Consider the following 16276-nt stretch of genomic DNA (forward strand, 5'->3'; position numbering starts at 1 on the left):
CTTGAAATGAAGACCGGGGTTATGGAACGCGAATCGGATCGCCTTGCGGCATTGGCACAGCTCTCCCAGGGCAAGCCCGGCGTGCTCTGGCGCAAGCTCGTTGCCGATACCGAGACCCCGGTCGCCGTCGCGCTCAAGCTCTTCGAGGAAGGGCGCGGCGATTTCCTGCTCGAATCGGTCGAAGGCGGCGAAACGCGCGGGCGCTACAGCCTGATCGGCCTCGATCCGGACCTCGTCTTCCGCGCCGAGGGCCATTCCTGCGCCATCAACCGCGATTGGCGCCATGACCGCGAGGCCTTCTCGCCGCTTCCGGGCGATACTCTCGCGGAACTGCGCGCGCTGGTCGAAAGCTGCCGCTTCGACGTTCCTGCCGAGCTTCCTCCTGCCCTTGCCTGCCTCGTCGGCTATTTCGGCTACGAGACCATCGGCCTTGTCGAGAAGCTGCCGCGCGCGCCGCAAAGCGCGCTCGAAGTGCCGGACATGCTGTTCGTGCGGCCCTCGCTGATCCTCGTCTTCGATCGCCTCAGCGACGAACTGTTCTGCGTCGCGCCGCTCTGGCCGGAAGCGGGCGCACCGGAATCGCTGGTCGAACGCGCCTCGGAGCGCATCGACGAGGCCCTGCGCAAGCTCTCCGGTCCTGCACCTGCGGCGCCGACCGCTGCCGACCTGCCCGAACCCGTCCAGACCCCGGTCATGGCCGCCGCCGACTACGAGGCAATGGTCCTGAAGGCGAAGGACTACATCGAGGCGGGTGACATCTTCCAGGTCGTGCTGGCCCAGCGCTTCACCTGCGATTTCCCGCTGCCGCCGCTGGCGCTCTATCGCTCGCTGCGCCGTGTGAACCCCTCGCCGTTCCTCTACTTCCTCGACATGCCCGGCTTCGCGCTGATCGGTTCGAGCCCGGAAATCCTCGTACGCGTGCGCGAAGGCGAAGTGACGATCCGTCCGATCGCGGGCACCCGCCCGCGCGGCAAGACCGCCTCCGAGGACAAGGCCAACGAAGTCAGCCTGCTCGCCGATCCCAAGGAACGCGCCGAGCACCTCATGCTGCTCGATCTCGGCCGCAACGACGTGGGCCGCGTGGCCGCCGCCGGAACCGTCGAAGTGACCGACAGCTACACGATCGAGCGCTACAGCCACGTCATGCACATCGTCTCGAACGTGGTCGGTAAGCTCGACGGCGCCCGGCACGACGCCATCGATGCCGTCTTCGCGGGCTTCCCGGCAGGCACCGTCTCCGGCGCCCCGAAAGTGCGCGCCTGCGAGATCATCGCCGAACTCGAACCCGAGACGCGCGGCGCCTATGCCGGCGGCGTCGGTTATTTCGCCCCCGACGGCTCGGTGGATTCGTGCATCGTCCTGCGCACCGGCGTGCTCAAGGACGGCGTGCTCCACGTCCAGGCTGGGGCAGGCATCGTCGCCGACAGCGTTCCCGCCTACGAACAGCGCGAATGCGAGGCCAAGTCCGGCGCACTCTTCGCCGCCGCCCGCGAGGCCGTGCGCGTCGCCGGGGAGCCGGGCTTCGGCCAGTGACGCGGGCCGCCGCCGCGGCCGTACTGCTTCTCGCCGCCTGCTCGTCGGGTGACGCCAAGCAGGAGGCCGCCGCGCCGCCCCCGCCCGCCTGCGTGGGTGCAACCTTCGAAGGCGTGTCCTTCACCCATTGCACCGCCGATCCCGCGCGCCACACGATCCACATGGTGTTGGGGCCGAAAGGCGGCGCGCCCTATCGCAGCCTCTCCGAACTCGCAGCGAGCCGCCCCTCGGGCCATCACGCCGTCGCCTTCGCGATGAACGGCGGCATGTTCGACGACAAGGGACAGCCGATCGGCTATTACATCGAGGAAGGGCAGCGCGGCCACAAGCTCAACACCAACGAAGGCTGGGGCAATTTCCACCTCCAGCCCAACGGCGTGTTTTACGGCGATGCGCAAGGCCGATGGGCCGTGCGCACGACGCAGGACTTTGCGAAGAACGTCGCCAACCGCCCGGACTTCGGCACCCAGTCCGGCCCGATGCTGGTGATCGGCGGCAAGCTTCACCCGAAGATCGATGCGGACGGCGATTCGAAAAAACTGCGCAACGCCGTCGGCGTCGACCGCAAAGGCCGTGCCCACTTCGTGATTTCGGACGAGCCGGTCTCGTTCGGCAAGCTGGCCCGCTTGTTCAGGGACAAGCTCGATTGCCCCGATGCGCTGTTCCTCGACGGCAGCGTATCCTCGCTCTGGGACCCGGAGCACGGCCGCGTGGACGGCGGACCGCCGCTCGGCCCCTTGATCGTCGTCGAGAAAGCGACGAAAGGCAGACCATGATCCTCGTCATCGACAATTACGACAGCTTCACCTGGAACCTGGTCCATTACGTGATGGAACTGGGCGCCGAAGTCGAAGTGGTGCGCAACGACGCCCTCACCGCCGTCCAGGCCATCGAAAGCGGCGCGCAGGGCTTCCTGCTCTCGCCCGGCCCCTGCACCCCCAACGAGGCGGGCATCAGCCTCGATCTCGTGGGCGCGGCGGCGGACAGCGGCAAGCCGCTGCTCGGCGTCTGCCTCGGCCACCAGTCGATCGGCCAGTACTTCGGCGGCAAGGTCGTGCGCGGCGGGCTGATGCACGGCAAGACCTCCCCGGTCACGCACGACGATACCGGCGTGTTCCAGGGCATCCCCTCGCCGTTCACCGCCACCCGCTATCACTCGCTGATCGTCGAGGACATTCCGGCGGCGCTGAAGGTCAACGCCCGCTCGGACGACGGCCATGTCATGGGCTTCCGCCACGCCACGCTGCCGATCCACGGCGTACAGTTCCACCCGGAAAGCATCGCCACCGAGCACGGCCACGCGATGCTGGCCAATTACCTCAGGCTCTGCGGCATCAACGCCAAGCTTCCGGCGCGTCTCGCCGCATGACCGTGACCAGCCTTCCCGATCCGCTGCATCCCATCGGTGAAACGGAAGCCGAAGAAGCCTTCGGCGCGATCCTCGACGGCAAAGTCGATGACGATGCCATCGTCCGCTTCCTGATCGCCCTCACCGAACGCGGCGAGACGGCCAGCGAAATCGCCGGAGCGGCCCGCGCCATGCGCAACCGCATGATCCCGATCCACGCCCCCGCGAACGCCATCGACGTCTGCGGCACCGGCGGAGACGGCCATCATACCCTCAACGTCTCGACCGCTGTGTCGCTGGTCGTCGCAGCCTGCGGCGTACCTGTCGCCAAACACGGCAACCGCGCCGCCAGCTCGAAAGCCGGTGCCGCCGACACGCTCGAAGCGCTCGGCCTGAACCTCGACCGCGCCGCGGAAACTGCCGAGGAGACGCTGAACGACCTCGGCATCTGCTTCCTCTTCGCCGCGCGCCATCACCCGGCGATGGGCCGGATCATGCCGATCCGCAAGGCGATCGGGCGCCGCACGATCTTCAACCTGATGGGACCGCTGGCCAATCCCGCCAACGTGCGCCGCCAGCTCGTCGGCATTGCCCGCCCCGCCTATGTGCCGATCTATGCCGAAGCGCTGATGCACCTCGGAAGCGAGCACTCCTTCGTCATCTCCGGAGACGAGGGCCTCGACGAACTGAGCCTCGCGGGCGGCAACGAAGTGGCCGAGATCAAGGACGGAGAACTGGCCATGCGCCGGGTCTCGCCCGAGGACGTCGGCCTGCCGGTCTCCGAGGTCGGCGCCATTCGCGGCGGCGATGCGGCCTACAATGCCGAGGCGCTGCGCCGTCTCCTCCTCGGCGAGGAAGGGGCCTATCGCGACGCGGTGCTGCTCAATGCCGCCGGGGCCCTGATCGTGGCGGGCGAAGTCGAAACCTGGCGCGAAGGCGTCGAGGAGGCCGCCGAGGCCATCGACAAGGGCCTCGCCAATGCCCTGTTGAACTGCTGGATTTCCGCGCTCAAGGCCTGAGCCGCGTTTTCGAGGTTACCGATGTCCGACAAGCTTACCGAAATCTGCCAGACCAAGCGCGCGGAAGTCCAAACCCGCAAGGGCTTCGCGACGATCAGCGAACTCGACGCCCGCGCCGCCGGGCAGACCGCACCCCGCGGCTTCGAGGCCGCCCTGCGCGCCAAGGCGGAAACCGGCTTCGCGCTGATCGCCGAAATCAAGAAGGCCTCGCCCTCCAAAGGCCTGATCCGCCCCGATTTTCGTCCTGCCGAACACGCCGTCGCCTACGAGCGCGGCGGCGCCGCCTGCCTGTCGATCCTGACCGACGCGCCTTATTTCCAGGGACATGAGGATTTCCTCGTCGAAGCACGCGCCGCCGTGTCGCTGCCGGTCATCCGCAAGGACTTCATGGTCGATCCCTGGCAAGTCGCCGAAGCCCGCGCGATCGGCGCCGACGCGATCCTCATTATCGTCGCCGCGCTCGATGACGGTTTGATGGTGGAACTCGAAGCCGCCGCCCACGAACGCGGCATGGATTGTCTCGTCGAAGTTCACAACGAAACCGAGATGGAGCGCGCAAGCCGCTTGAAATCAAGGCTTATCGGCGTGAACAATCGTGACCTGAAGCGCTTCGTCACCGATATCGGCATCACCGAACGCCTCGCCCCGCTGGCTCCCGAAGGCACGCTGCTGGTCAGCGAGAGCGGGATCAACGGCCATGCCGACCTCCAGCGCCTCTCCGCCTGCGGTGCCCGCACGTTCCTCGTGGGAGAAAGCCTGATGCGCGAAGCCGATGTCGAGGCCGCTACCCGCGCCCTTCTGTTGGGATGAGCAAGTCCCTCACCCACATCGACGATCAGGGCAATGCCCGCATGGTGGACGTCGGCGCAAAAGCAGAAACCCGCCGCGTCGCCGTCGCCTCGGGCCGTATTACTATGACGGCGGCAGCGCTTGAAGCGATCCGTGCCGGCAATGCCCCAAAGGGCGACGTGCTCGGAACCGCGAAGATCGCAGGCATCATGGCGGCGAAGAAAACCGCCGACCTCATCCCCATGTGCCACCCGCTGGTGCTCGATGCCGTGAATGTCGATTTCGCTTTCGAGGACGAGGCCGTCACGGCTACCGCAACCGTCTCGCTCACCGGCAAAACCGGGGTGGAAATGGAAGCCATTACAGCCGTTTCCGTAGCGCTCGTGACAATCTACGACATGGCTAAGGCGCTCGACAAGGGCATGGTCATTGGGGATATCCGCCTCATCGAGAAACTCGGCGGCAAGTCCGGCCACTGGAAGGCCCAATGACCCCGCCGATCCCGCTTGAGGAAGCGCAGGCCCGCCTGCTGGCCCTCGTCGAGCCGTTGCCTGTCGAGCATGTCGACGTGGAAGGCACACTCGGTCGATACCTTGCCGGGCCCATGTCTGCCCGCCGCAGTCAGCCCGTTGCGGACGTCTCGGCCATGGACGGTTATGCCGTCACCCCCGGTGATCTGGTCGGGCCATGGCAGATCATCGGCGAAAGCGCGGCCGGGCACCCTTTTGACGGAACCCTTGTCCCCGGCAAAGCGGTCCGCATCTCCACCGGCGCCCTGCTTCCCGTTGAAGCCGGTGCCGTGATCCTGCAAGAAGACCTGACCCGTGAGGGCAGCGCCCTCGTGCTGACCGGCACGGCGCCGCATCCCGGCCACAAGCATATCCGCAGACGCGGCATGGACTTCGCTGACGGCAGCCCTCTGTTGGCGCAGGGAGCGCCGATCGGTCCAGCCCAGATCGGTCTCGCTGTCGCGGCAGGCCATAAGCATCTTCCCGTCCATCGCATTCCGCGAATCACGGTGATCGACAGCGGCGACGAACTGGCCGCCGAACCCGATTGCTGCGCAGACCATCAGATCCCCGCAAGCAACGGCGCGATGCTGACGGCACTGATGCGCAGCCTACCCGTCGATGCAAAGCGAAATGGACCTGTTCCGGACGATCTCGATGCACTCGTCAACGCTTTCGAGGCCGCGTCCGACGCCGATGTGATCGTGACCAGCGGCGGCGCTTCAGTCGGCGATCACGATCTCCTGCGTCCGGCGCTGGAGGCCTGGGGTGCCGAAATCGATTTCTGGCGGGTCGCGATCAAGCCGGGCAAACCGCTGCTGGTAGCGACTCGCCCCCACGGCGAACGCAGGCAACTCGTGATCGGGCTGCCGGGAAATCCCGTATCCAGCCTGGTTACGGCTTATCTTTTCGTTCTGCCGGTCCTCCGCGCGCTCCTTGGTGCCACCGAGCCTTTGCCGCGCAGCATTATGGCGAAGCTTTCCGCCCCTCTGAAGGCTGCTGGAGCACGGCGGGAATTCCTGCGGGGGGTGTGGAACGGGGAAACCGCGCAGGCCCTATCGCTACAGGACAGCGGCGCGCTTTCTTCACTGGCCGCCAGCAACGTACTGATCGACCGTCCCGCTCAAGCCGAAGCGGCCAATGCGGGAGAGATGGTTCGAATGTTCTTGCTCCAAAATGGCGGTATTGCTTGACTATACCCTGTTCGTTGCATAATTGTTCCCTCATTGTTCGCAGGAAAGTTTTCTAAGGCGGCAGATCGTTTCGGATCTGTTCCTTGGAATCATCCGGCGAGGCAGCACTATCCGGTCGGGCCAAGGGCCGCAGAACATATGAGGCAAAGCAGATGTTGACGCGCAAGCAGCATGAATTGCTCCGGTTCATCCAGGTCCGGCTCGAAGAAAGCGGCATCTCGCCCAGCTTCGAGGAAATGAAGGAAGCGCTCGACCTCAAGTCGAAGTCGGGCGTTCATCGCCTGATCTCGGCCCTGGAAGAACGCGGCTTCATTCGCCGCCTGCCCAACCGCGCCCGCGCACTCGAAGTCCTGCGCCAGCCCGAGGATTCGACGACCAAGCCTGTCCGCAGCGCTCCGGCAGCGGAAGAGGCGCCGGTTCGTGCTCCGAAGGTTCCGACACCGGCCAACGACGTGATCGAAATTCCGCTCCATGGCCGGATCGCGGCAGGTGTACCGATCGAGGCGCTGGAAGGCCATTCGATGCTTCCGGTGCCGGCCGCTCTGCTCGGCTCCGGTGAACATTACGCGCTGGAGGTTTCCGGCGACTCCATGATCGACGCAGGCATTCTCGACGGCGACTTCGCACTCGTGAAGCGCACCAATACCGCACGCGACGGCGAAATCGTCGTCGCGTTGATCCGGGGCGAGGAAGCGACGCTCAAGTATCTCCGCCGCGAGGGCAGCATGCTTCGGCTCGATCCCGCCAATGCCGCATACGAGCCGCAGATCTACGGTCCGGACGAGGTGGAAGTTCAAGGCAAGCTCGCAGGACTTCTGCGCCGTTATCACTAAGCCTGAAGGGGGGAGAAAGCCCCCTTCAAATAATCGACCGAGATCTACCTCCAGGCACGCCACCAGCCATGATCGCCCTGCGTGTCCGCAACGGTTGTTAGCGTTTGCCGGTCCAGATCAATGGCCACGCCTCCACTGCGATCCAGCATGGCGCGATCGGCCTTCAGCCACTTCGGTCGGCAACTGTCCGGAAGCCGGCGATCAGCAATGACGACGTCGGATTGCCTGCAAGCCTTGGTGAGTTGATCTTCCGGCACGATCAAATGTCCCTTGGCGATGAGGACATGGTTCAGCGTCTGGCCGGTTCGCAGCGCAACGGCGCAGAAATCGCTGTTGCATCTGGCGCCCCGAACTGCCGAAACGACCTTGGGCCATTCGCGCCTTCCTACCGCTTCCATCATGTTGTCCAATGCATAATCGCTCGAACCGTCACGGAGCATCACGAGGCGCCGACTGTCCGGATCGATCCATCCGACATGGCGACCATCGCCTGAAATCACCAGATCCGGCGCCTGGACCATCATCAGGCCCAGGAATCCGATGACGATCGGCACCACTCCCCACAAGCGCACTCGTCCTTCCCAAAGCCCGAGCCATAACCCTCCCGCTACGAACAACAGGAAATGCCACCCGTTCAACGTTGGCAGGACACGGACGGAACCAGGACTATCCGCAATGAAATGGGCTATCGCCAGCAAGCCCTCGATCGCATGATCCGCCAGCCACCAGATCGGCCCGCCTGCTCCCACGACATCCAGAACCAGCGCCAGCGCGACCAGGGGCATGATAACCAGGGTTGTCAGCGGGATAGCCAGTACGTTGGCGAACGATCCGTAAATGCCCGCACGATGAAAATGGTAAAGACCGATCGGTAGGAGCGCCATTTCGATCGCGATGCCCATGACCAGCAGCAGCATGACATGACGCAGGCCCTTCACAGGCAGTGCCTCTTCGCGCGGAGCAAGCCATCGCTTTAGCGGTTCAGCATTGCCGAGCGCGATGAGAACCATCACCGCCGCGAAACTCATCTGGAAGCTGGGGCCGACGATCGACTCGGGCCAGACCAGCAGCACGATGAAAGCCGCCACTGCCAGCAAGCGCATCGACAGGGCCTCTCGCCCCATCGCCAGCGCCGCCAGCACGAGCAGGGCACCCAGGCAAGAACGCACCGTCGGCACCTGGGAACCGCTGAGCAAGGTATAGCCGATCCCGGCCAAAGCCCCGCAACCGGCAGCAAGGATCGGCAACCGGACCCGCAAGGCCAAGGCTGGCGACAATGCCAGCAGTCGGAGCGCGAGAAGATAGACCCCGCCAATCACCGCGCTCACGTGAAGCCCGCTGATCGACAGCAGATGCGCCAGCCCCGCATCCCGCATCGCCTGCGCATCGTCTCCGGAAATCGCCCCCATATCGCCCGTGGTCAGCGCTGCGGCGATTCCCCCGACCGATCCGGCCAGTCGCCCGGTTATATGACGTGACAAGCCATTACGCCGTTCCGCCAGCCAGTCCCCGCCACCGGCCGCCGAAATGATCTCGATAGGCGCAGTCACCTGCCCCGTCGCCGCAATCCCGGAAAACCACGCCGACCGCGCGAAATCGTACCCCCCCGGGAACATCGGCGACGCCGGTGGAGCAAGCCGCCCGCGAAAGCGGACCACCATTCCCGTCTCCAGCACATGGTCGCGAAACCGCACCGGCAAGTTCACGCGCACCTTGATCGCTCGCCCGGTTCCCGGCTCGCGCAGCGCCAGCGTCAGCCGGTCGCGCTCCAGCGCGGGCCGTTCTTCCAATCCGATCACAGCCCCGGTGAACGTTCCCGAAAGCGGGCGCTGGATCGCCTCTGCGCCGACCATTTCAGAGCGCAGCCAAACGCCAAGGCATCCCGCCATCGTCAACAACGCTAGCGACAATATCGCCTGCCGAAGATACGGATAGCGAAGGACGCCGGATCGCCAGTAAAGTGCGAATAGCGCAATCGAGACGCATACTACGCAAAGGCCTGCCCAATCCTCTCTTGAGGGCAGCGAAAACCACGCAGCTGCGCCGCTTCCGAAGGCTACGGCGAGCCACGGTCCCCTAGCGAAACCGCAGTTCGAAAGAAAACACTCGACACCAGCCAAACTGCTCGACAAGTGGCTCTGGCTGATCCATGGGCGATGCTGCATTGCAGCGGCTCCGGCGACATCCGGATGCTCTAGATCAACCGTCGTGGCGGCTTGGCTGGCCATGGCGCGCATAGGACAGGAAGGTTATAATAATGGCAAGCGGCAGCGCATCGAGCGGATCGACGGCAGGCAAGACCGTCGTCACGCGCTTTGCCCCCTCGCCCACGGGTTATCTTCACATCGGCGGCGCCCGTACTGCTCTCTTCAACTGGCTGTTCGCCCGTCATCACGGCGGCAAGTACCTCCTCCGTATCGAGGACACCGATCGCGCCCGCTCGACCGAACCGGCGATCGAGGCGATCTTCGACGGCCTGACCTGGCTCGGCCTCGAGGGCGACAAGCCCGCCGTGTTCCAGTTCGCCCGCTCGGAGCGCCATGCCGAAGTGGCCGCCGAGCTGTTGGCTAACGGCCATGCCTATCGCTGCTACCTTACGCCCGAGGAACTGGCCGAGCGCCGCCAGAAGGCCCAGGAAGAGCGCCGCCCGTTCCGCATCGACAGCGAATGGCGCGATGCCGATCCCGCGACCTGGCCGGCCGACCGCTCCTACGTCGTGCGCGTCAAGGCGCCGCGCGACGGCGAGACCACGATCACCGACCTCGTCCAGGGCGAAGTGACCGTCAGGAACGAGGAAATCGACGACTTCGTCATCCTTCGCTCGGACGGCACGCCGACCTACATGCTGGCCGTGGTGGTCGACGACAACGACATGGGTGTGACCCACGTCCTGCGCGGCGACGATCATCTCAACAACGCCTTCCGCCAACTCGTGGTCATCCACGGCATGGGCTGGGACGTGCCGACTTACGGCCACGTGCCGCTGATCCACGGTTCGGACGGCGCCAAGCTGTCCAAGCGCCACGGCGCGCTGGGCGTTGATGCCTATCGCGACGAGATGGGTGTACTGCCGGAAGCGCTGTTCAACTATCTGCTGCGCCTCGGCTGGGGCCACGGCGACGAGGAATTCATCAGCCGCGACAAGGCGATCGCGTGGTTCGACATGGCCGACGTCGGCAAGTCGCCCTCGCGCTTCGATCTCGCGAAGCTGCAAAATATCAACGGCCACTACCTGCGCGAGGCGGAAGACGCCCGCCTGGCGGAACTGGTCGCACCGCGCCTGGTCCAGGCCGGATACGATAATCCCGACTTCGCCCTGCTGACGCAGGCGATGCCGGTACTGAAGGTCCGTGCGAAGGACCTCAACGAACTTGCAGAAGGCGCGGCCTTCCTGTTTGCCAAGCGTCCGCTCGCGTTCAGCGAGAAGGCGCAGGCGCTGCTGACGGACGAGGCGCGGGGGCGCCTCGCCGCCATCCATGAGCGTCTTTCCGGCGAGCCCGACTGGGCGCTGGAGGCACTGGAAGCCAACCTGAAGGCAATGGCCGAGGACTTGGGATTGGGCCTCGGCAAGCTCGCGCAACCCTTGCGGGCGGCCCTGACTGGTCAGACGACCTCTCCGGGTATTTTCGACGTATTGGTTCTGCTCGGCCGGGACGAAAGCCTCGCACGCATTGGCGCGCAGGCGGACGCCGCTGCCGGGACACACATATAAGGAGTAAGAACTGGTGGGTGATCAGGTCAAACTGAATGCCGGTGGCACGGAATTCGACTATCCCGTGCTCAAGGGCAGTGTCGGCCCGGATGTCATCGATATCCGCAAGCTCTATGCCCAGACGGGCAAGTTCACGTACGATCCCGGCTTCACGTCGACGGCGAGCTGCGAATCCGCGCTGACCTACATCGACGGCGACGAAGGCGTACTGCTCCACCGCGGCTACCCGATCGGCCAGCTGGCCGAGAACTCGTCGTTCATGGAAACCAGCTACCTGCTGCTCAACGGCGAGCTGCCGAACGCGGACGAGCTGGCCACTTTCGAGAACACCATCACGCGCCACACCATGCTCCACGAGCAGCTGGCGAACTTCTACCGCGGTTTCCGCCGTGACGCCCACCCGATGGCGATCATGTGCGGCGTGGTCGGCGCGCTTTCGGCGTTCTACCACGACTCGACCGACATCTCGGATCCCGAGCACCGCAAGATCAGCTCGCATCGCCTCATCGCCAAGATGCCGACGATCGCCGCTGCCGCTTACAAGTACTCGGTCGGCCAGCCTTTCCTCTACCCGGACAACAAGCTGAGCTACACCGGCAACTTCCTGCGCATGACCTTCGGCGTCCCGGCGGAAGAATATGAAGTGATCCCCGCCGTCGAAAAGGCGATGGACCGCATCTTCATCCTCCATGCCGACCACGAGCAGAACGCCTCGACCTCGACCGTGCGTCTTGCAGGGTCCTCGGGCGCCAATCCGTTCGCATGCATCGCCGCCGGCATCGCCTGCCTCTGGGGCCCGGCCCACGGCGGCGCGAACGAAGCCGCGCTCAACATGCTCAAGGAAATCGGTACGCCGGACAAGATCCAGCACTACATCGATCGTGCGAAGGACAAGAACGATCCGTTCCGCCTGATGGGCTTCGGTCACCGCGTCTACAAGAACTACGATCCGCGCGCCACGGTCATGCAGAAGACCGTCCGCGAAGTGTTCGATGCGCTCAAGGTTACCGATCCGCTCTTCGAGACCGCCCTGCGCCTCGAAGAAATCGCCCTCAGCGATCCGTACTTCGCCGAGAAGAAGCTGTTCCCGAACGTCGACTTCTACTCGGGCATCATCCTCTCGGCCATCGGCTTCCCGACCACGATGTTCACCGCGCTCTTCGCCCTTGCCCGCACCGTGGGCTGGGTCGCGCAGTGGAACGAAATGATCTCGGATCCCGGCCAGAAGATCGGCCGCCCGCGTCAGCTCTACACCGGCCCGACGCAGCGCGACTACGTGCCGGTCGGCCAGCGCTGATCGATCGGTTCGCCGAAACCGGTTCGGTAAAGGAGGCCCTCGCGAAAGCGGGGGCCTTTCTTTTTGGCCCCGTCCGTGCGCAAAATTGCCGCTTACCCATTCCCGACGGGAAGGTGTATTGTGGAGGCGGGTCAGGCCGATTGCCGACGAGACCGCGCCGTCGCCACAATCTCGCCGCAAGCACTTTCTATCCTGACCTTGTTTCGCAAGGGGGAAGGTTTGATGCTGTTTCTCAGACTTCTTGCCATTTTCGTGGGCGTGCTGGGAATTGCCGTAGGTCTGCTATGGATCGCCCAGGGCACCGGTATCCTGTCCTGGCCAAGCGGCAGCCTGATGCTCGACGATCGGGGATGGGCGATCCGCGGCGCGGTGATGGCAGCGGTCGGCGGTATTCTGCTCTGGCTTGCACGGCGCTGGAACGAGACCAACAACAATCACCTGTAAGTCAGGCCTCAAGGTCGGCCGGAACTTCCAGAATGAAACGCGCGCCCTGCCCCGGCGCGCTGTCGACGAGCAGTTCTCCGCCCATCGCGCGAGCAAGGCTGCGCGAGATATAGAGCCCCAGCCCCGAGCCGCCATCGCCGCTGCGGCCGAGCCGCTCGAACTTGTCGAATATCTTGCCTTGCTGATCCCCGGAAAGACCCGGCCCCTGGTCCGCTACGATCACCCGCGCTCGGTCCTCAAGCGCTTCGAGCCTGATCCAGATCTGCGAATGCTCTGGCGAATAGCGGATGGCATTGCCGATGAGATTGAGCAGTACCTGAAGCACGCGTCGGTATTCGGCCACGGCAGGAAGCGTTTCCGCGACATGCGGCGCCTCGATGACGATGCCCTTTTCCTGCGCGCGCACGTTCAGGATACCGGCCGCCTGGCGCGCCAGTTCCGACAGGTCCACCTTGTCCGGCGCGGTGCTGAACCCCTCGGTCTCGACGACTTCGAGATCGGCCAGATCCTCCAGCAGCCCCAGCAACAACTTGCCCGCACCCGCGATCTCGCCCGCATATTCGGCATAGGCATCGGGGAGCGGCCCGGCAAGCCGGGTGCGGATGGTTTCGGCATTGGCGATGATCCGCGCGATCGGCTGACGCAGGACCGGCGCGAGATCGTGGCCGACGAGGCTGCGCCGCAGCAGCGGCTCCATCGGCTCCCGAACTGCCGAGGCAGGGGTCGCAGGCGTGTCCGAGACCAACAGCAGTTCGAAACCCGCAGGATCAAAGCCGGGGCGCATATGTGGAATGAGCGAAACCCGCCAGGACCGCCGCGATCCCGGCACAGCAACCGGCGCGCCGTCGAGCAGGCGCCAATGCAAGGGCTGCTGATGCGCCACATTCTCAGGCGGCAGAAACTCGGTCCAGAGCCGGCCAAAGCCGCCTTGCATGGCTGCTGCCACCTCGGAGAGTTCCGCACTGTCGGTCAGCACCGCCAGTACCCGCTGATCGGCATCGAGCTGCGCACTCAGTTCGGCAAGGTGGCGATCGATCATCGTCCGGCGGCGCTCCACCGAAGCCGCATCCTCGACCGGCGCTGGCGCGGTCTGCCAGTTGCGGACCACTATCTGGCAGCCCTCATTCAAGCCCTGCGGCTCCACCTCGACCCATGCAGTGATGACGTCGCCGCCGTCGTGCGCCGTGACCGCGCGGGCCAGTCGGAAGCCGTAGCGCCGCGCCTTGCGGACGAGTTCGAGCAGCTCGGGTATCGCGATCGTGCCGGGAAGCTCGCCGCCGCAGCGCTCCTGAAGCCCGGCAAGCGGCTCATCCGCTTCCAGCAGGCGGTCCTGCGCATCGCTGACGGCACGGGCCAGAATGGTACCTTCCATCAGCATCAGCCGCCCTGCCGTCCACTGGCCAGAATCGAGGCGGCGAGATCGACGCCCAGCCTCTCGAACCCTTGGGGCAGCATCGCCTCCGGGTGAATGGCGAGGAATTGCTTCTCGATATCGGCGGCCTTGAGGCCTGCCGCCCGCAGGGCCAGCGCCAGACGCGCAAGCTGCGCCTCATGCGTGGCCAGCACGGCGGCCTCGCGGCGCAGCCCCGACCCCGTCGCCAGCGCCGTGAAGAACAGCGCCGCTCCGGCATGGGCCACCGACAGCGCAACATGGAAAGCCCCGCCGAGCGCGGTCAGCAACCGGGCTGAAAGCCCGAGCCGGGTCGCCCCTTCGTCGTAACTGCGGCGAATGTCCGCTTCGAACAGCGCAAGACGTTCGGCGAAATCCGCCCGCCCGGTCAGAAACGCCTTAACCGCCAGCAGGACCCGGTGCAGCAGATCACCGGGAAGCTCGGTTAGAGGCAAGCTCATCCGGCGCTGGGCCTGGCACCAGCGGGCCTGCGCGGCCAGCCAGTTCACGGCGAGGCCATGCATCTGCCCCTCGGCCGAGGCCAGCATGGCCTGGATCAGCGGCGACACTACCGGATCGAGCGCGAGGCGCACCTGCAACCGCTCGGTCATCTGCCATTCCAGCGCCATCGCGTGGACATGCGAAAGTAGCAGAGTATCGGCCATGAAAGTGCGGGCAAGGTCTTCCACGTCTTCGGCGAACTGCACCGAACCCGCATCTTCGTCATGGAGCCTTTCCACGATTCCCCGGGCCAGATCGCCCAGCATTCCGCGCACCCGCGCCAGAATCTCGTCGCTGAAGAGCGCGCTGTCCTCGGCCGCCAGCAGGTACTGCAGGATCGGCAGCACCGAACCGGCCATGGCATCGCCGCGCGCCAGATCCGCTCGGAGCAGCGCTTCCGCAGTCTGGTCGTCGGCCGGATGAACAGCGTTGTCGATCATCCGTCCCGTTTACCCTGTATCTGGTTAAGCCCCGGTTAGTCCTTCCGACGTAGCGGAAGAACCATGCCGACCACAACGAGCGTGATCGCCAGAACCTCCACCAGCGGCTCAATTTGCCCGAATCCTGCGGCAAAAGCCAGCAGAAGTCCCAATGTGGCACGGTCCGCGACGAGCGAGGCCGCCGTTCCCGTCACGAAGCGCGGGATCATCGCCAGCAGCAGCATCAGCATGACCGGCGCGAACAGCCAGGAGATCACCGATTCGCCGCCGAGCCGGGGGATTCCGGCGAGCAGCGAAAGCCCGAACACGGCATCGACGAGCCACCCCAGCGCGTCGGCACGCGGGATCGCCGGCGGCATCTGCCCCAGCGCCTGACGCTCCGCCAGACGCAGCAACCGGCTGGCCTCGACCAGTACGGCGGCCACGAACAGCGAAAGGAAGGCGACGGTCAGGAACCCGAACCAGGCGAAACTGCCCGCGATCGCCAGCGCCGCCAGAACGCCGAGGCTCAGGATATTGCTGGCGTTACCGGCATGCAGCAGCGAGGAACCGAAAGTCAGCACGCCATAGCGCGCGATCGTCCGCCCCGGCGAAACCCGTTTGCCGTCACCGAACCGCTCGCGCAGCCATTCGAGTTCGACGCCGTGCGCCTCGCTCTCGTCGCGAATCAGCCGCCAGTCGGCACCGCTGCGCAAGTCCGCCGGGACTTCGCGCATCGCGACACCCGATTGCAGGGCGATCCGGGTCAGCGCCGAAGGCACGTCGCAATCTCCGGGAAGTTCCTGGAGATTCTCCACCAGATTGCCGGGAATCCGCATGATCCCGGCACTGGCGCGATTGATGTCGATCCGCTCGAACCCCGCTGCCAGCCCGCCTTCCACCGGCTGGACCAGCACCGCAGGCGCCTTGCCGTCGAACAGCCCCGCAACCCCGGCCGGTTCGACGAAGAGCCCCTCGCCGATCACCACGAGTTCGTCGTTCGCGGTTACAAGGCCCGAAAGCGGGCGCGCGCCGGTGGCGATGTAGAATTGCAGCCCGGCGTCCTCGGCCATGTGCTGGAGCGCGATCATCTCCGGTGAGGTCCCACGCGCGAGGCAGATGACCCGCTGGCAATCGAGCGCGAGCGCCAGCCCCAGTTGATGCTGCGCCAGCGTCGCCCCGCCGATGCGCAGGAAGCCGCGCGGCAGGGTCTGGCCCGCCACGGCAGGCTCCATCATGGCAAGCAAGGCAATGCGCAGTTTAATGACCTCCAGCAAGGCTCTACCGTT

The 16276-nt window shown here is 65.3% G+C and carries 15 protein-coding genes; 11 read left to right on the plus strand and 4 right to left on the minus strand.

What is annotated here, in order from left to right:
- Positions 1-21 precede the first annotated feature (21 nt).
- The 8 genes from trpE (at position 22) to lexA (ending at position 7224) form a co-directional block, all read left to right on the plus strand.
- The gene (trpE, locus tag AC4D6D_RS10280; protein WP_491327236.1) at positions 22-1533 is read left to right on the plus strand and encodes an anthranilate synthase component I; all 1512 of its coding nucleotides are present in this window, start codon (positions 22-24) and stop codon (positions 1531-1533) included.
- Positions 1530-2309 carry a phosphodiester glycosidase family protein gene (locus AC4D6D_RS10285; RefSeq protein ID WP_491325201.1) on the plus strand — a complete coding sequence of 260 codons (780 nt, stop codon included), beginning with the start codon at positions 1530-1532 and terminating at the stop codon, positions 2307-2309. Before trpE ends, AC4D6D_RS10285 begins: the two co-directional genes overlap by 4 nt.
- Positions 2306-2902: an anthranilate synthase component II gene (locus tag AC4D6D_RS10290; RefSeq protein WP_491325202.1), complete on the plus strand. Its 597-nt coding sequence runs from the start codon at positions 2306-2308 to the stop codon at positions 2900-2902. Before AC4D6D_RS10285 ends, AC4D6D_RS10290 begins: the two co-directional genes overlap by 4 nt.
- Positions 2899-3900 carry an anthranilate phosphoribosyltransferase gene (gene trpD, locus AC4D6D_RS10295; protein ID WP_491325203.1) on the plus strand — a complete coding sequence of 334 codons (1002 nt, stop codon included), beginning with the start codon at positions 2899-2901 and terminating at the stop codon, positions 3898-3900. Before AC4D6D_RS10290 ends, trpD begins: the two co-directional genes overlap by 4 nt.
- A 21-nt stretch (positions 3901-3921) precedes the next feature.
- Positions 3922-4710, plus strand: coding sequence for an indole-3-glycerol phosphate synthase TrpC (gene trpC / locus AC4D6D_RS10300; protein WP_491325204.1), 789 nt, complete (start codon positions 3922-3924; stop codon positions 4708-4710).
- Positions 4707-5180 (plus strand): cyclic pyranopterin monophosphate synthase MoaC, encoded by a 474-nt coding sequence (moaC, locus tag AC4D6D_RS10305; RefSeq protein ID WP_491325205.1) that lies wholly within the window; start codon positions 4707-4709, stop codon positions 5178-5180. The genes trpC and moaC overlap by 4 nt, the downstream gene beginning before the upstream one ends.
- Positions 5177-6391, plus strand: coding sequence for a molybdopterin molybdotransferase MoeA (locus AC4D6D_RS10310; RefSeq protein ID WP_491325206.1), 1215 nt, complete (start codon positions 5177-5179; stop codon positions 6389-6391). Before moaC ends, AC4D6D_RS10310 begins: the two co-directional genes overlap by 4 nt.
- A gap of 152 nt (positions 6392-6543) precedes the next feature.
- Positions 6544-7224 carry a transcriptional repressor LexA gene (gene lexA, locus AC4D6D_RS10315; protein WP_147215089.1) on the plus strand — a complete coding sequence of 227 codons (681 nt, stop codon included), beginning with the start codon at positions 6544-6546 and terminating at the stop codon, positions 7222-7224.
- Positions 7225-7268: 44 nt separating this feature from the next.
- Here the strand turns inward: lexA and AC4D6D_RS10320 are convergent, their stop codons facing one another.
- A complete protein-coding gene (locus AC4D6D_RS10320; protein WP_491325207.1) occupies positions 7269-9452 on the minus strand; it encodes a ComEC/Rec2 family competence protein in 2184 nt (727 codons plus the stop codon).
- Between the two features lie 29 nt (positions 9453-9481).
- Here AC4D6D_RS10320 and gltX point away from each other — a divergent pair, with 29 nt between their 5' ends.
- From gltX to AC4D6D_RS10335, 3 genes are all read left to right on the plus strand, one after another.
- Positions 9482-10936: a glutamate--tRNA ligase gene (gene gltX, locus AC4D6D_RS10325; RefSeq protein WP_491325208.1), complete on the plus strand. Its 1455-nt coding sequence runs from the start codon at positions 9482-9484 to the stop codon at positions 10934-10936.
- 13 nt (positions 10937-10949) lie between these two features.
- Positions 10950-12233 (plus strand): citrate synthase, encoded by a 1284-nt coding sequence (locus AC4D6D_RS10330; protein WP_147215093.1) that lies wholly within the window; start codon positions 10950-10952, stop codon positions 12231-12233.
- Between the two features lie 75 nt (positions 12234-12308).
- Positions 12309-12677 carry a hypothetical protein gene (locus AC4D6D_RS10335; RefSeq protein ID WP_491325209.1) on the plus strand — a complete coding sequence of 123 codons (369 nt, stop codon included), beginning with the start codon at positions 12309-12311 and terminating at the stop codon, positions 12675-12677.
- A 1-nt stretch (position 12678) separates the two neighbouring features.
- Here AC4D6D_RS10335 and AC4D6D_RS10340 read toward each other — a convergent pair whose 3' ends face one another.
- From AC4D6D_RS10340 to AC4D6D_RS10350, 3 genes are read right to left on the minus strand one after another with little or no spacing between them, the layout of a single operon-like run.
- Positions 12679-14055: a sensor histidine kinase gene (locus tag AC4D6D_RS10340; RefSeq protein ID WP_491325210.1), complete on the minus strand. Its 1377-nt coding sequence runs from the start codon at positions 14053-14055 to the stop codon at positions 12679-12681.
- On the minus strand, positions 14055-15008 hold the full coding sequence (locus AC4D6D_RS10345; protein ID WP_491325211.1) for a hypothetical protein: 954 nt from the start codon (positions 15006-15008) through the stop codon (positions 14055-14057). The genes AC4D6D_RS10340 and AC4D6D_RS10345 overlap by 1 nt, the downstream gene beginning before the upstream one ends.
- Positions 15009-15043: 35 nt before the next feature.
- Positions 15044-16264: a hypothetical protein gene (locus AC4D6D_RS10350; protein ID WP_491325212.1), complete on the minus strand. Its 1221-nt coding sequence runs from the start codon at positions 16262-16264 to the stop codon at positions 15044-15046.
- Between the last annotated feature and the right edge of the window lie 12 nt (positions 16265-16276).

The organism is Novosphingobium sp. BF6, assembly GCF_058273105.1.

Bases quoted from the DNA above. Each gene is read 5' to 3' on its own strand.
- trpC (WP_491325204.1), top strand. From the start codon at position 3,922: ATGTCCGACAAGCTTACCGAAATCTGCCAGACCAAGCGCGCGGAAGTC.
- AC4D6D_RS10345 (WP_491325211.1), bottom strand. From the start codon at position 15,008: ATGATCGACAACGCTGTTCATCCGGCCGACGACCAGACTGCGGAAGCG.
- AC4D6D_RS10340 (WP_491325210.1), bottom strand. From the start codon at position 14,055: ATGCTGATGGAAGGTACCATTCTGGCCCGTGCCGTCAGCGATGCGCAG.
- trpD (WP_491325203.1), top strand. From the start codon at position 2,899: ATGACCGTGACCAGCCTTCCCGATCCGCTGCATCCCATCGGTGAAACG.
- moaC (WP_491325205.1), top strand. From the start codon at position 4,707: ATGAGCAAGTCCCTCACCCACATCGACGATCAGGGCAATGCCCGCATG.
- lexA (WP_147215089.1), top strand. From the start codon at position 6,544: ATGTTGACGCGCAAGCAGCATGAATTGCTCCGGTTCATCCAGGTCCGG.
- gltX (WP_491325208.1), top strand. From the start codon at position 9,482: ATGGCAAGCGGCAGCGCATCGAGCGGATCGACGGCAGGCAAGACCGTC.
- AC4D6D_RS10320 (WP_491325207.1), bottom strand. From the start codon at position 9,452: ATGGCCAGCCAAGCCGCCACGACGGTTGATCTAGAGCATCCGGATGTC.
- AC4D6D_RS10290 (WP_491325202.1), top strand. From the start codon at position 2,306: ATGATCCTCGTCATCGACAATTACGACAGCTTCACCTGGAACCTGGTC.
- trpE (WP_491327236.1), top strand. From the start codon at position 22: ATGGAACGCGAATCGGATCGCCTTGCGGCATTGGCACAGCTCTCCCAG.
- AC4D6D_RS10310 (WP_491325206.1), top strand. From the start codon at position 5,177: ATGACCCCGCCGATCCCGCTTGAGGAAGCGCAGGCCCGCCTGCTGGCC.